The organism is Rhodococcus sp. ABRD24 (genome assembly GCF_004328705.1).
Classification (GTDB): domain Bacteria; phylum Actinomycetota; class Actinomycetes; order Mycobacteriales; family Mycobacteriaceae; genus Prescottella.
This window is the reverse complement of sequence record NZ_CP035319.1, coordinates 4,535,491-4,549,558: the sequence shown is the minus strand read 5'-3', so window position 1 is coordinate 4,549,558 and position 14,068 is coordinate 4,535,491. Positions and strand designations below refer to the sequence as shown.

General features: G+C 66.3%; 13 protein-coding genes. 6 read left to right on the top strand and 7 right to left on the bottom strand.

Features of this window, described 5'->3' with window-relative positions:
- Nucleotides 1-134 precede the first annotated feature (134 nt).
- From ERC79_RS20310 to rpsP, 6 genes are read right to left on the bottom strand one after another with little or no spacing between them, the layout of a single operon-like run.
- On the bottom strand, nt 135-2,483 hold the full coding sequence (locus ERC79_RS20310) for a Tex family protein (protein ID WP_242676658.1): 2,349 nt from the start codon (nt 2,481-2,483) through the stop codon (nt 135-137).
- 50 nt (nt 2,484-2,533) lie between these two features.
- Nucleotides 2,534-3,919 carry an FAD-dependent oxidoreductase gene (locus ERC79_RS20305; protein WP_131580175.1) on the bottom strand — a complete coding sequence of 462 codons (1,386 nt, stop codon included), beginning with the start codon at nt 3,917-3,919 and terminating at the stop codon, nt 2,534-2,536.
- Nucleotides 3,920-3,973: 54 nt separating this feature from the next.
- Nucleotides 3,974-4,672, bottom strand: a complete 699-nt coding sequence (trmD, locus tag ERC79_RS20300) for a tRNA (guanosine(37)-N1)-methyltransferase TrmD (protein ID WP_131580174.1) — start codon at nt 4,670-4,672, stop codon at nt 3,974-3,976.
- A gap of 10 nt (nt 4,673-4,682) precedes the next feature.
- Nucleotides 4,683-5,249, bottom strand: coding sequence for a ribosome maturation factor RimM (gene rimM / locus ERC79_RS20295; RefSeq protein WP_131580173.1), 567 nt, complete (start codon nt 5,247-5,249; stop codon nt 4,683-4,685).
- Between the two features lie 7 nt (nt 5,250-5,256).
- Nucleotides 5,257-5,499, bottom strand: a complete 243-nt coding sequence (locus tag ERC79_RS20290; RefSeq protein WP_003939023.1) for an RNA-binding protein — start codon at nt 5,497-5,499, stop codon at nt 5,257-5,259.
- The gene (rpsP, locus tag ERC79_RS20285; RefSeq protein ID WP_131580172.1) at nt 5,499-5,963 is read right to left on the bottom strand and encodes a 30S ribosomal protein S16; all 465 of its coding nucleotides are present in this window, start codon (nt 5,961-5,963) and stop codon (nt 5,499-5,501) included. The genes ERC79_RS20290 and rpsP overlap by 1 nt, the downstream gene beginning before the upstream one ends.
- Before the next feature lie 333 nt (nt 5,964-6,296).
- Here rpsP and ERC79_RS20280 point away from each other — a divergent pair, with 333 nt between their 5' ends.
- Entirely contained in the window at nt 6,297-6,710 is a 414-nt protein-coding gene (locus ERC79_RS20280; RefSeq protein WP_131581382.1) for a transcriptional regulator, read from the top strand.
- Nucleotides 6,707-7,066 (top strand): DUF3817 domain-containing protein, encoded by a 360-nt coding sequence (locus ERC79_RS20275; protein ID WP_131580171.1) that lies wholly within the window; start codon nt 6,707-6,709, stop codon nt 7,064-7,066. Before ERC79_RS20280 ends, ERC79_RS20275 begins: the two co-directional genes overlap by 4 nt.
- 113 nt (nt 7,067-7,179) lie before the next feature.
- On the opposite strand, the gene ERC79_RS20270 is transcribed toward ERC79_RS20275, so the two are convergent.
- On the bottom strand, nt 7,180-8,934 hold the full coding sequence (locus ERC79_RS20270) for an ABC transporter ATP-binding protein (protein ID WP_131580170.1): 1,755 nt from the start codon (nt 8,932-8,934) through the stop codon (nt 7,180-7,182).
- 85 nt (nt 8,935-9,019) lie between these two features.
- Here ERC79_RS20270 and ERC79_RS20265 point away from each other — a divergent pair, with 85 nt between their 5' ends.
- The 4 genes from ERC79_RS20265 to ERC79_RS20250 all read left to right on the top strand — a co-directional run bounded on the left by ERC79_RS20265 (nt 9,020) and on the right by ERC79_RS20250 (nt 13,988).
- A complete protein-coding gene (locus ERC79_RS20265; protein WP_131580169.1) occupies nt 9,020-9,238 on the top strand; it encodes a hypothetical protein in 219 nt (72 codons plus the stop codon).
- Between the two features lie 862 nt (nt 9,239-10,100).
- Nucleotides 10,101-10,670, top strand: a complete 570-nt coding sequence (locus tag ERC79_RS20260) for a flavoprotein (protein WP_131580168.1) — start codon at nt 10,101-10,103, stop codon at nt 10,668-10,670.
- An 86-nt stretch (nt 10,671-10,756) separates the two neighbouring features.
- Nucleotides 10,757-13,219: a phosphotransferase gene (locus ERC79_RS20255; RefSeq protein ID WP_207390370.1), complete on the top strand. Its 2,463-nt coding sequence runs from the start codon at nt 10,757-10,759 to the stop codon at nt 13,217-13,219.
- Nucleotide 13,220: 1 nt separating this feature from the next.
- Nucleotides 13,221-13,988 carry an SDR family NAD(P)-dependent oxidoreductase gene (locus ERC79_RS20250; RefSeq protein WP_131580166.1) on the top strand — a complete coding sequence of 256 codons (768 nt, stop codon included), beginning with the start codon at nt 13,221-13,223 and terminating at the stop codon, nt 13,986-13,988.
- Nucleotides 13,989-14,068 lie beyond the last annotated feature (80 nt).

The following is a 14,068-nucleotide window of genomic DNA, read 5'->3' as shown; positions in this document are numbered from 1 at the left end:
TTCACCGCCCCGGGTTGTGTTCGGGTAGCGCCGTCCCACCACGACGGCCGTCGCTACCGTCCGTCCTCGAGCCCCGGACACCCGGAGTGTCCAGGGCTCGAGGACGCAGCTGCGCCGACCCAGTCGGCCCTCGATTACCTGCCGAACCCGGCCTTTCGAAGCGCATCGGCCATCGATCCACCGGCCGGCGTCTGCTCGGATCGTCTGTCCCGACCCTGCCCCTGGCCGCGCTGACCCTGACCGCGCTGACCCTGACCTGCATTACCCTGACCTGCATTGCCCTGACCGCGCTGGCGGGATCCGCGCCCGCGGGTGTCCTGAGCACGGCCACCACCGACCTCATCGTCCAGACGCAGCGTCAGCCCGATGCGCTGGCGCTCTACATCGACCTCGAGCACCTTGACCTTGACGACGTCACCGGATTTGACGACCTCACGCGGATCCTTGACGAAGTTGTGCGACAGGGCCGAGACGTGCACGAGCCCGTCCTGATGGACGCCGATGTCGACGAACGCACCGAATGCCGCCACATTCGTCACCACCCCCTCGAGCGTCATACCCGGCACCAGGTCGGCGACCTTCTCGATCCCGGCGGCGAACGTCGCGGTCTTGAACTCCGGCCGCGGGTCCCGCCCCGGTTTGTCGAGCTCGGCAATGATGTCGGTGACCGTCGGCAGTCCGAAGCGCTCATCGGCGAAATCTGCGGGATTCAGTTTCCGCAGCACCGCGGTGTTGCCGATCAGCTCACGGACATCGGAACCCGACGATCCGACGATCCGGCGCACCACCGGGTACGCCTCCGGATGCACGCTGGACGCGTCGAGCGGATCGTCGCCACCTTGGATGCGCAGGAATCCAGCGCACTGTTCGAACGCCTTCGGCCCAAGCCGCGGCACGTCCTTGAGACCCTTACGGCTGCGGAACGGGCCGTTCTGGTCGCGGTGCGCGACGATGCTGTCGGCGAGCGAACCGGAGATGCCTGACACACGCGCCAACAGTGGTACCGACGCCGTATTGACGTCCACGCCCACGGCATTCACCGCATCCTCGACGACAGCACCCAACGAGCGCGCGAGCATCGTCTCGGAAACATCGTGCTGGTACTGGCCGACGCCGATCGACTTCGGATCGATCTTGACCAGTTCGGCCAGGGGATCCTGCAGGCGCCGCGCGATCGATACGGCACCGCGGATCGACACGTCCAGATCGGGCAGCTCCTGCGAGCCGTACGCCGACGCCGAGTACACCGACGCGCCCGCCTCGGAGACCACGATCTTCGTCAGTCCCGCCTCCGGGAACTTCGAGATGAGCTCGGTTGCAAGCGAATCCGTTTCACGCGAGGCAGTGCCATTGCCGATCGCGATCAGTTCGACCTTGTGCTTGGCTGCGAGAGCCGCCAACGTCGCGAGCGACTGGTCCCACTTGGCCTGCGGCTTGTGCGGGTAGATGGTGTCGTGCGCGACCACCTTGCCGGTCGCGTCCACGACAGCCACCTTGGTGCCGGTGCGGAAGCCCGGATCAAGACCCATCGTGGCGCGGGTACCGGCCGGGGCCGCGAGCAGCAGGTCCTTGAGGTTGGCCGCGAACACGTCGACGGCGTCCTTCTCCGCCGACTGCCGCAACCGCATCCGGGTGTCGATCCCCAGGGTGATCAGCATCTTCGTCTTCCACGCCCAGCGCACGGTGTCGAGTAGCCAGCGATCGGCCGGACGACCGCGATCGGCGATGTCGAAGCGATGCGCGATCCGGCCCTCGTAGACGCTCGTCTCACCCGGTTCTAGCGGTTCCCGATCCGGCGCGAGCGTCAGCGAGAGAACCTCCTCCTTCTCGCCTCGGAACATGGCGAGGATGCGGTGCGAGGGCAGCTTCTCGAACGGCTCGGAGAACTCGAAGTAGTCCGCGAACTTCGCGCCCTCGGTCTCTTTGCCCTTGCGGACCGTGGACTCCACCTGGCCGCGGCTCCACATCAGTTCACGCAGCTCCCCGACCAGATCGGCGTCCTCGGCGAACCGCTCGACGAGGATCGCCCGGGCGCCCTCGAGTTGCTCGGCATCGTACTGCGCAGGGTCCTGCATCGGATCGGTCAACAGCGCGTCGGCCACGGGTTCGTGACCGGCCTCGCGGGCGATCTGCGCCTTGGTACGCCGCTTCGGCTTGAACGGCAGGTAGATGTCCTCGAGGCGAGCCTTGGTGTCGGCGAGCATGATCTGCTGTTCGAGCTGAGTATCGAGCTTGTCCTGGGAACGGATCGACTCGAGCACCGCCAGTCGACGCTCGTCGAGCTCTCGCAGGTACCGCAGCCGCTCCTCGAGTTGACGCAGCTGGGCGTCGTCGAGGGTGCCCGTCACTTCCTTGCGGTAGCGGGCAATGAACGGAACCGTCGCGCCGCCGTCCAGGAGGTCGACGGCCGCGGCGACCTGACCCTCCCGTACGTCGAGCTCTTCGGCGATGCGCTGGTTCACGGATTTCAGAGCAGTCGTCACGGCGATCGACCCTACCGCTAGCCGGCCGCCGGCGTCGGCCGTGAGCCTGTTCATCGCCTGTCTGCGACGGCGCCGGCTCCCACGAAGTGATCGGCCGCGACCACCTCGCGCGCGGCACGCTCCCCCGACCGGACCGCCCCGTCGATCCACCCGCACATCACCGACGACGTTTCGGTGCCAGCCCAGTGAATCCGCCCACAAGGCTCGCGCAATGCGCTACCGAACTCGGTGAGCACCCCGGTCGGCGCATGGCTGAGCATGCCGCCGCCCGAATACTCCTCAGTGGTCCAGTTCTGCTCGACATAGTCGATCGGCGCCGCGGCCCGCTTCCCGAATCGTTCGGCGAGCGCACCGACGACGGCCGCGCGACGATCGCCGTCGGCCATCGAAGCAAGTGCCCGGGCCGGCGGCCCCTCGACGATGATGCACATGACACCGGGGGCCGGCACATCGGTACCGGCGTCGATCGTGACCATCGCCGGCGATCCCGGCGCCGCCGATTGGCCCGAGAGACCGTCGGCCCGCCAGAACGGCTCGTCGTAGAGGGCGGCGATCTTGAGGATCGAGCCGCTGGGCATCCGCTGGTGCAGAAGCGACCGATCGACGGGGAGCATCGGTTCGTAGTGGATCTGGCTCGCGATCGCGATCGGGACGGCGACGACGGCACGGCGCGCCCGCACCTTCAGTTGCGCGGTCCGCAACGTCACCCCATCGTCGTCCTGCTCGATACTCCGGACCGGCTGCGACAGATGGATCGAGCGACCCAGTTCGGCGGCCATCGCCCGATAGATCGCTCCCATACCGCCCACCGGACGGGCGTCCTGCGCCGCGCCCTCGACCCCGAGCACAAATCCGGGACCGCCACCGGACGCCATCTGATAGAGCACGAACAGGAACGAGACCTCCGACGCTGCAGATGTGTAGCATCCCGCGATGGCCATCTCGAGCAGCTCACGGGCCGGCCTCGACACGACATTGTCGTCCAGCCACTTCGCGAGGCTGATGCGATCCCACTCGGCGGCCCGCTTCGCCTCCCACGGGGCATCGAGCGGGATCGTCTTGCACAACTCTCCGAGTTCGAGGAACACCGCGCCCAGATTCGCCACGGCCCAGGTGCTCATCGTCATCGGGATCGTGCCCCGATAGCGGTACTGCTTGCCGTCGACCACCATCATCGCGTCACCGTCGGTGTACTGCTGGTAGGTCGGGATCCCGAACTCGTCCATCAACGCGTAGATACGGTCCTGCCCGGGCCCCACCCAGGCGCCGCCGCGATCGATCCAGACTCCGTCGTCGCGGGTCTCGGTGAAGGTACGCCCGCCGAGCCGGTCACGCGCCTCGAGCAGGGCCACCGACCGGCCCGACTGTTTGAGGCGGAGCGCCGCGCTCAACCCCGCAAATCCTGCCCCCACGACGCAATAGTCGACATCCGTCATCGCGTGTCACCTCGAGTTCATGCCTACTCGCGGGACCATGGGGGGGTCAAGGGATCAGCCGAGCAGGTCCGGTCGCCGCTCCGTGGTCCGTGCCAGCGCCTGCTCGCGACGCCAAGCCGCAACCTTGGCGTGATCGCCGGACAGCAGAACGGGCGGGACGTCGAGTCCGCGCCAGCTGACCGGACGCGTGTAGCTGGGCCCCTCCAGCAGGCCGTCGGAGAACGAATCCTCTTGGTGCGACTGCTGATTGCCGAGCACGCCGGGCAGCAGCCGGACGACGGCCTCGACCATGACGAGGACTGCGGCCTCGCCGCCGATGAGGACGTAGTCGCCGATCGAGACCTCCTCGACGCGCACCCGCCGCGCAGCGTCGTCGAACACGCGCTGGTCGATGCCCTCGTACCGTCCGCACGCGAACACGAGGTGCTTCTCCTCGGCCCAGCGGTGCGCGGTTGCCTGTGTGAAGGGCACACCGGCTGGGGTCGGAACGACGAGCAGCGCCTCGGAATCGAGCTCACCGTGCTCGTCGGTGAGCACCTCGTCGAGTGCGTCGCCCCACACCGTCGGTCTCATGACCATGCCCGGCCCGCCGCCGTATGGGGAGTCGTCGACGGCCTTGTGCACGTCGTGGGTCCAGCGCCGGAGATCGTGGACGCCGACGGAGATGAGCCCCTTGTCGATGGCCTTGCCGAGCAGTGCCGCATGCAACGGCTCGAGGTACTCGGGAAAGATCGTGACTACGTCGAGACGCACGGCGGTTCGGTCACTCCTCGTTTCGGCTGTCGCCGAATTCGGGATCGAGCAGCCCCTCCGGCGGGTCGATCTCGATCACACGGTCGGCGATCGACACCGACGTCACGATCGCGGCCACGAACGGGACCAGAAGTTCACCGGACGTCTGCCCCTCGGGGCGAATGGAAAGCAACTCTCCTGCCGCAGAGTGCAGGACCTCGATCACCGAGCCGACTTGCGTGCCTGCGTCAGGTCGGCCGGCGGCCATCCGCACAGACAGGCCCTCGAGCTCGTGATCGTAGAACTCGTCCGGATCCTCGGATGGCGTCAGCTCCGCCGTATCGATCACGAACATCGTGCCGCGCAGTTCGTCGGCGGCGCCACGATCGCCGATCCCGTGCAGGCGCAGCAGAAGCCGCCCGGAATGCTCCCGGGCGGCTTCCACCGTGTACGTGCGCAGCTTCTGCTCGCGCGGCTTGCGTCCACGCAACTCGGTACCGACGGCGAACCGCTCGTCGGGTTCGTCGGTGCGAACCTCGACGACCAGCTCTCCCTTGATGCCGTGTGCCTTGGCAACGCGGCCTACAACGAGCTCCACTGCCGTCCTACTGGTCGGTGTCGACGACGTCGACGCGAATTCCGCGGCCACCGATACCGGAGACCAGGGTCCGCAGGGCGGTCGCGGTGCGACCACCGCGACCGATCACCTTACCGAGATCGTCGGGGTGCACATGTACCTCGACGGTGCGCCCCCGACGTCCGGTGATCAGCTCGACGCGAACGTCGTCGGGGTTGGCGACGATCCCACGGACGAGATGCTCGACGGCATCGGCGACGACGGCGCTCATTACTCGGCAGCCTCGGTGGACTCGGCGCCAGCCTGCGAAGCATCTGCAGCCTCAGTTGCTGCAGCCTCTTCCTTGGCGGCCTTCTTCTTCTTGGGCGTGATGGCCTCGGCAACCGGCTCGTTCTCAGCCTGAGCCAGCGCAGCCTGGAACAGCTCCAGCTTGGACGGCTTGGCTTCCTTGGTCTTGAGGGTGCCCTCGGCGCCCGGCAGGCCCTTGAACTTCTGCCAGTCACCGGTGATCTTCAGCAGGTTCTCGACCGGCTCGGTGGGCTGCGCGCCGACACCCAGCCAGTACTGAGCGCGCTCGGAATCGATCTCGATCAGCGAGGGCTCTTCCTTGGGGTGGTACTTGCCGATGGTCTCGATCGCGCGGCCGTTACGGCGGGTGCGAGAGTCGGCGATGATGATCCGGTACTGGGGATTGCGGATCTTGCCGAGGCGGGTGAGCTTGATCTTGACAGCCATGTGCTGTGTATCTCCTTCAGTGCGCACAGCAGTGCACACGTGTCACGTGCAATTCAGCGACGCGCCAGGATGGCGGTCCGGTTTTGCCTCTCTCCTGTGACCGTCGCGCGGTACGTAACCGGATGCGACGAACAGCCGTTGATTCTGCCAGACGATCTGCGACGGACGAAACGCAGGTCGACGTCCGCTGCCCTCCCGCGCGCATCCTCGCGTCCGGCGCGCCCGATCGCTCGCGCGGCACGCCAGTCTGCGCGCGGCACCGGGAGCCGACTCGTGATCGGTACCACCCGGCGCACCTTCGGGGACTACTCCCACCTCAGGTACCGTCGATATGTGGCCAAGTCCAGTCGAACTCGACGTCCCGCACTGATCGCTCTGGTGCTGGTCGCAGCTGTCGGTTGCCTGGCGCTCGGCTGGTGGCAGTGGACGCGCTTCGAAGCTGTCGGTGGCAACGGACAGAACCTGGGCTACGCCTTCCAGTGGCCGCTGTTCGCCGCATTCGTCGTCTACGCGTACCGGCGATTCGTCCAGCTCGAGGACGGCAGCACGGACGACAGCACCGCAGGGAGTGCAGGGAGTTCGGCCGCGGCCGAACCCACCGATGTGCCCGAGGGATTGCTTCCCCCACGCCCGAAGACGACGACCGCCGACGAGGATCTCGACGACCCCGAGGCCCGGCAGATGCTCGAGTACAACGAATACCTCGCGGAGCTCTCCGCTCGCGAGCCCGATGGGAGAGACAAGTGAGCGCCGCCCAGGAACAGACCACTTCGACACCGATCAGTCGGGACAACAAGAAGATCGCCTCGGCGCTGCTGCGCTACCGAGTGCTCGCTTACGCGACCGGCATCTGGCTGCTCGTGCTCACCGCCGAGATGGTGGCGAAGTACATCTTCAGCGTCGACAATCTGCCCACCTGGATCGCGATCGTGCACGGCTGGGTGTACTTCGTGTACCTGATTCTCACCATGGACCTCGCGGTGAAGGTCCGCTGGCCCGCGGGCCGCACGATCGGCACACTGCTCGCCGGCACCGTCCCATTCCTGTCGTTCTTCGTCGAACACTGGCGCACCGTGCAGGTCAAGCGGGACTTCGGAGTCTGAGGACCGAACTCATCCGCTCAGGCCCCCTCGCATGCTCGAACCTCAGACTCCCGATCGGCCGCCGATGCGGACGGCATCCCATCATCGGGGGACCGCGCGATTCTGAGTGCGCCTCAACGAACGGCGCGTTCGAGTCTGCCGACATGCACCATTTCCCGGTACAGCTCGTCGGTCACGAGCAACTGGTCGTGAGTGCCGATGCAGCGGATCCTGCCCTCTTCCATCAGCACAATTCGGTCAGCGTTCCGCACGGTCGACAGCCGGTGCGCGACGGTGACGACTGCGCCGGTACGAGCTCGCTCGGTGATCGTGTCGACGATCGCCGCTTCGGTAATGGTGTCGACCTGAGCAGTTGCCTCGTCGAGTAGAAGGACGCGCGCTGGGCGGAGTATTGCCCGCGCCATCGCGATGCGTTGGCGTTGTCCTCCGGACAGGGATGCCTCCGTGAGCGGGGTGTCCAGTCCGGCCGGCAGCGCCTCGAACGCCTGGCTCAGGTGAAGCAATCGGAGGGCATCCCATATCTCTGTCTCCGACGCGTCCGGATTGCTGAACACGATGTTCTCCCGGATCGTTCCGGGCAGCAATGGAGTCTCCTGCTCCACGTAGGCGACCTGCGAGCGGACGGCGCCGTGGGTCAACCTCGGGTACGGGATTCCACCGAGCAGTACCTGGCCGTCTTCGGGTTCGACGAAGCGGAGGATCATCGACAGAACGGTCGTCTTTCCGGCGCCGGACGGTCCGACGATCGCCGTGTGGCCGCGTGCCGGGATCGTCAACGTCAGACCCGCCACGGCTGCGACGGAGGCTCCCGGATAGCGCAGGGTCACGTTCTGCATCTCGATCACACTCGAATCGGGTTCCGCCAGGTCTGACACCGCTCCAACAGCGTCGTGTTCGACGGGAACGTCCTCCAACTGGCGAATCCGGGTTGCCGCCGCGATCCCGGACTGCAGAGCGGTGACGTTCTGCGCCAGCTCACCGACCGGCCCCATCAGGGTGATCGCGTAGAGCAGAAACGCAATGAGCGTCGAGACCGCCATCTCGTCGTCAGCGACACGCCACGCTCCGAAGGCCAGGATGGCGATCACCGACCCTTGGACGCCGGTCCATGCCACCGTCCACGCGATTGCAGATACTCGGACAGCGGTCACTGCATGCCGTCTGGCATCGGAGGCATCCGCGGTGATCTGGGCGCCGATACGGTTCTCCGCCCGCGAGACTTTGACGGTCCGCAGTGCGCGGAGGCCGCCTTCGAGTTTGCTGCCCAACCCGCCGAGCGATTCCTGCGTTCGCGCCTCGGCGGCCGCGATACGCGGCATGAGGACGCCGAAGAGCGCCGCGGTGACGGCGATCGCGGCCAGGGTGACGCCGAGAAGTGGGAGATCGAGCACCCCCATCAGCACGATCGTGCCGAGCGTCAGTGTCGCGGCGTTGACGATGTTCACCGCGGCTGACGAGGCCGCTTCTCGCAACAGGATCGTGTCGGAGGTGACCCGCGTGACGAGTTCACCCACCGAGCGTTGCTGAACGCCAGGCACGGTGGCAGCGAAGAATCGACCAACGAGTGACGTCCTGGCATCGTAGACGACCTTCTCTGCCACGGTGCCGAGCACGATCCACTGGGCACATCCGAAGACCGCCCCAACGGCAAGTAGGGCGACGAGTACGAGAGTGGGGCCGCGTAGCGACGCGTCGGTTCCCAGGGTGTCGAGGACCCACTTGGTGACCATCGGTGTCGCCAGGGTCGCCGCAGAACCTCCCAAGGCCAGGAACAGGCCGAGCACGAGAGCTGAGAGGTGTGGTCGAGCGAAGCCGGCGAGTACTCGAAGGTTGTCCCAGCGTCGGGGGGAACCGGAGTTTGCGTGCATCAAGGGAGTTCAGCTCCGAGGAGAGACGCCCGATGGGGCACGACAACAGGAAGCCAGCTTGTTTCCTGAGCGAGACTGTCGATCAGTGCCGGTCCGACGCACCCTCACACTGAGCAACGACGAATCCGGTATTCCGGCGTCGGTGATGTCGAGCGCGTGCTTCGCGACTGTGGCCGCGCCGGGTGAGGCTGAGGTCGGGGACATCGTTCATTTCCTCCCACGGTTCGGGGCCACGGGCACGGAGTTGGGGTGGCCCGAGGGCATCGTGGCGCACCCAACGCAGCTGGTGGGCACGGCCGCCTGAAGGAAGGCGCAGCCCTCATCGCCTGTTCGTGCAGGCCAGAGGCCATCGCGCACTTTCACAGCTGCCGGGGCGGTGTCCAGCATGGACTTGCGGACTCCAACTTTTGGGGGATCTTCGTGCCGCACAACACCGAGGGGTGTCTGCAAACTGTGGGATCACCCACCGGCGAGGCGACTACAGAGCGACGAACCCGAAACAGCAGCGTCTTTCGCGCATCGATGTGCGTCACGTCCAGGCCTCACCATCACATCCGGCGGCGGAAATGCCGGTGCTGAGAGCGTGCCGATTGTCCACAGATTCGCAGGTGGTCTGCCGTCGGTGGAATGCCGAGATCCGAACTGGACGCGTTTGCCCGCGGGATGCACGCCTGGCCGAAGGGGCTGTGCGCGGCGGCAACTGCGCTGGCAGTGACACCCGGCAGCGCAGTTGCCGACCCCGACCGAGCGGATGAACTCCGCGCCACCGTGATGCCCGTCGAAATCATCACTGGCGGCTTGCTGCTGTTCGGGCCCCTGCGGGTCGACTCCCCAAGCGAGGGCAGCTCTGATTCGTCCGCGCGAGGCGCATCAACCGCGAGTAGTCCACCTTTCTACCCATCTTGCGTGAATCGGGCCGATGCCTACGCTTCGGGCTGTGGGTGATCCAGCCCACATTCACTCAAGCGGAAAGGGATTCACCATGATCGATGTTTCCGACACCAGCGTTCTGCAGACCATCGAGTCGGACTCGGCGACCAGCGAGCGCCTCGCGTCGTTCTCGAGCAACGGCTGCTAGCAGCTAGTAGGACCCGGTGCCCGGAACCGCCAGGCGGTTTCGGGCACCACCGCAGTTGGCGACGAATCCCTAGGGGAAGGGCGATCGAATGAGGCTGCTGGTGTTTGCGACAGGAACACTCAACACGTGCTTCCTGCCCGTGGCTGTCAATTGGATGCGTGCGACGCGTCCCGACATCGATGTTCGGATTGTGTTGTCGCAGGCAGCCACTGGATTCGTCTCGCCCGCCGCCCTCGCGACGCTCTCGGGAAGAGCGGTCGCGATCGACGCCTGGGACGACCCCGTGATCACAGCGGACGGCCCGGCCCCGCACACAGCCCTCACCGACTACGACGCCATGCTCGTGTATCCGGCCTCACTGAACACGGTCAGCAAACTCCACGCTCTCGCCGGAGATACGCCGGCCCTGAACGCCGCGCAGTGCACCGACAACCTTGTGGTCGTTGCACCCAATCTTCCTCCCGGCGCCCAGAACAACCCTGCGCTCACGGCGGCGCTCAACGCGTTGTCCTCCCGCCCCAACTTCATGGTCATCGAACCGGTCCTGCGTCCCAGCGCCAGCACGGGGGCGGATGCCGCTGTCGCACCCCCGCTTTGGGATGTGATTGCCGCAGTTGACGCTCGGTTGGGCGCACCACTGGGCGCAGTGGTCGCATGAGGAACTACTTACAGACACTGGCGGACCGCACATTCTTCGCGCCGTTCGAATCATGGTCCCTCGCAACAGGTGTCCACTCCCCCGCCTTGCCGAGAGGTGCAGTGGCACTCGGTGGCATCCCCGCGGGTTGGGATCGCCGCGAGTCGGGGCCATGGACTGTAGTCACACCGCCCGACCACGTGATGCCGGAGCAGGGCTGGAAAATCCATCTCGCGCCCGCGGTACCCGTCGCTGCTGCCACGGTGGCACGCGCGATCGACTACTGCGTCGACACAGGTCTCGCATTCAAGATGGTGACGCGACTGGAATATGTTTGGGCCCTCAACGGCAAATACGCGCCCAGGGAGGCCAGCGGGAAGACGTTCGTCGTCTACCCCACGGATGAGGATCCCAGCATCACCGCAGCGGCGCTGACCAGCCTGTTCGAGGGTGTACCTGGCCCCCGCGTACTCGGCAGCTACCGCGTCGGACATTCGATCGTTCATCTGCGGTACGGGAGCTTCATCAAGCGGTACACCCGGGATCTGACCGGAGAACCATGTCTCGCGATCCGCGACCAGGACGGAAGTCTGGTTCCAGACCTGAGGGGCGTCACACCGCAGCTACCTCCGGGCGTTGACCTACCCGCTGTTCTCACGGACGCCGACGAGCCTGCGAAGCCGGCCACGATGTCGCCGCACATCTACAAAGTCACTGGCGCTCTGCACTTCTCGAACACAGGTGGCGTCTACCAGGCCGTCGACACCTCGACCGGCCAGGACGTCGTCCTCAAAGAGGCCCGGCACCACACCGGGTACGACGCCGCCATGGACTCCGCTGTGGACAGGCTTCGGCGCCAACGCGATGCCATGAACTCGCTGGCAGGGACAGGTGGCGTCGCACCGGTGATCGAGTACTTCACACAAGGCGACAGCGACTTCCTCGCCTACGGTTTCACGCCCGGCTCGACGCTGCAGGAGTGGGCCGCCGCGCACAGTCCCGCGCTCTTCGTGTCCGACCCTGCCCAACCCATCGACCGCGCCGCGGCCGATACGTATGCCGAAGACGTCGAGGATCTCATCGCGCGCCTCGAACGACTACTGGCCGCCGTTCACGCGGAAGGCCTCGTCCTCGGCGATCTGCACCCCGCGAATGTCGTAGTCGGCGACGACGGCGAGCTCGTACTCATCGACCTCGAAGCAGCCTCACGAGTATCCGACGGGCCGAGGTTCGTCGGGGCCGACGGGTTCTTCGATCCCGCAGCCCGCGGCACCGAGATAGACGCGCACGGCCTCGCCGCCACCCGTCTCTACCTCTACAACCCGGTCGTCGCGACCGCCGGATATCAACAATCGGCCCTGAGCAGATCGATTGCTCACGCCCAGCGGATCTTCCACCGCGACGAAAACTGGGCAACGGAACTCAGCATCCAGTTGGGTGTCGGCCAGCCCGTCTGCCGGCCCTCGTCGGCCTCGGAGGAGGTCCTGGACACGCTCCTCACCAGCCTCGCCTCGCGACTGGACTTCGGCAAGGACCTTCCGCTCCGGTGCGCACCGACAGGGCAGGAAGAACACACCAGGTTGTCGATCAGTTGGGGGGCGCCAGGTGCCGTCTACGCCCTCGCAGCATGCGGCGCTCTCCCGGCTGGTCTCGAGGACGCATATGTCCAGTGGATCGATTCTCGTCGAGACGCAATGGGTTCACTCGGCAACGGCCTGCTCGACGGTTGGGCCGGGAACATCGTCGTCGCGGACCTCATCGGCAAACACGACCTCGCCGACGACCTGCTCGATCTCCTCCTCGACGGCGTCGACCTCGCGCGATCACCACTCCGACTGCGATCAGGCCTCGCCGGAACACTCGCGCTGTGCATCACCCGGTACGCGGCACGGCCCGGTCGTCTCGACATCGGCACGGTCGAGAAACTGGCCGACGCGGTCCACGAAAGAGCAACGCAATCGCTGGCCAGCTCGGGCCGCCCCGTCGCGGGATTGCTCGACGGCGCCAGCGGCGTCGCACTCGCGCTCGGCCGTGCATATCGCATCCTGCCCAAGCCCGAGTACGTGGACGCGGTCCGGCGCCTTCTTGCCGCTGAGCTGTCGACCTATGTCGGCCACGAATCAGGAGCGCTGCTGCACTACGACGACGCCAGCCGGGTGCTCGGATATCTCGACCGGGGCAACGCGGGATTCCTCTTGGCGGCAGCCGAGTTGAACGACATCGCCACCGGAGTCGAACCTGTTGCTCTCCGCCGGGTGCACCTGGGCTCGTGCTCACGCATCGGAGTAGCGCCCGGTCTCTACTTCGGGCTCGCCGGTGGGCTCGCGGCAAGTGCGCAGCTCGCGACCACCGGTCTGGTCGAATCCCAGAGCGTCACAGCAGCCGTCCACTGCCAGACGGACTCCGTCGTATCGTTCGTCGGCCGAGGCCTCCATGAGGGCGGTCTCGTGGTTCCCGGCCAGGTCGCGGCACGCGCGTCCGATGACGTAGCGACGGGTGCCGCCGGTGTGGCGCTCGCGCTCGGCGTCGCCTGCGGGCGCACGCACTCGTGGCTGGCGGGGGTGTTCTGACATGACTGGTGCGCCCCGTCCTGTCGCTGTTGTCACCGGGGGCTCCCGCGGAGTCGGATCCGTCGTTGTCGCTCGGCTCGCAGCCGCCGGGTACGACATCGTGTTCTGCTTCCGAGACAAGTCCGCGAGGGCTGCACGGGTGCGGGCATCGACGGTGAGCGAGACACCTGATGCTGACGTGACAGCGATTGCCGCCGATATCACCGTTGACGCCGACCGTGAGCGGTTCGCAGCGGCGATCCCCGGTTCTGTCGCGGTGCTGGTCCTCAATGCCGCAGGCGGGATGGAGTCCGATGCACCCGCCGGTTATGCCGAACTGGTCAACGCCGATGCGCAACTGAGTCTCCTCGAGGCGCTCGCACCACTGCTCTCACCTCAGGCCAGCGTTGTGTTCCCGACGAGCATTCAGGCCCACAACTACAGTCGCGCTGGCGAGTTCGCGTCGTACGAGCCCATCGCGCGGTCGAAGAATCGCGGCGAGCAGTTGGTTGTCAGCGGCTGCCAGCGGCTGGGACTGCGCTGCACCGTGGTCGTCAGCGACATGATCGACGGCTCGCCCGCAGCGATACTGATGGACCTACGGGATCGGCCCGCGTCCGACGATCGGCGGGCAGAAGCCGCCCAATCCGGCATCCCGCTGCCGACGTTGAACCAAGTCGCCGAATCGATCGTCCTCGCAGCCACAAGTCCTGGTCCGCCCATCCGCTTCGTCACGCCCACTTCTACGGCGCACACGACGAGCACTCCATCGACGAGGGAAAGCGTATGAAACAGTCTCCTTTGCCAAGCATCTTGATGAAGTCTGCGGGCGTCGCTGTGGCCGCCATGGCCTTGTCGGCATGTGGAGCA

Coding starts and splice junctions, on each gene's coding strand:
- ERC79_RS20305 (WP_131580175.1), bottom strand. CDS start 3,919: ATGACGGATGTCGACTATTGCGTCGTGGGGGCAGGATTTGCGGGGTTG.
- ERC79_RS20290 (WP_003939023.1), bottom strand. CDS start 5,499: ATGAGCGCCGTCGTCGCCGATGCCGTCGAGCATCTCGTCCGTGGGATC.
- rpsP (WP_131580172.1), bottom strand. CDS start 5,963: ATGGCTGTCAAGATCAAGCTCACCCGCCTCGGCAAGATCCGCAATCCC.
- ERC79_RS20270 (WP_131580170.1), bottom strand. CDS start 8,934: ATGCACGCAAACTCCGGTTCCCCCCGACGCTGGGACAACCTTCGAGTA.
- ERC79_RS20260 (WP_131580168.1), top strand. CDS start 10,101: ATGAGGCTGCTGGTGTTTGCGACAGGAACACTCAACACGTGCTTCCTG.
- ERC79_RS20250 (WP_131580166.1), top strand. CDS start 13,221: ATGACTGGTGCGCCCCGTCCTGTCGCTGTTGTCACCGGGGGCTCCCGC.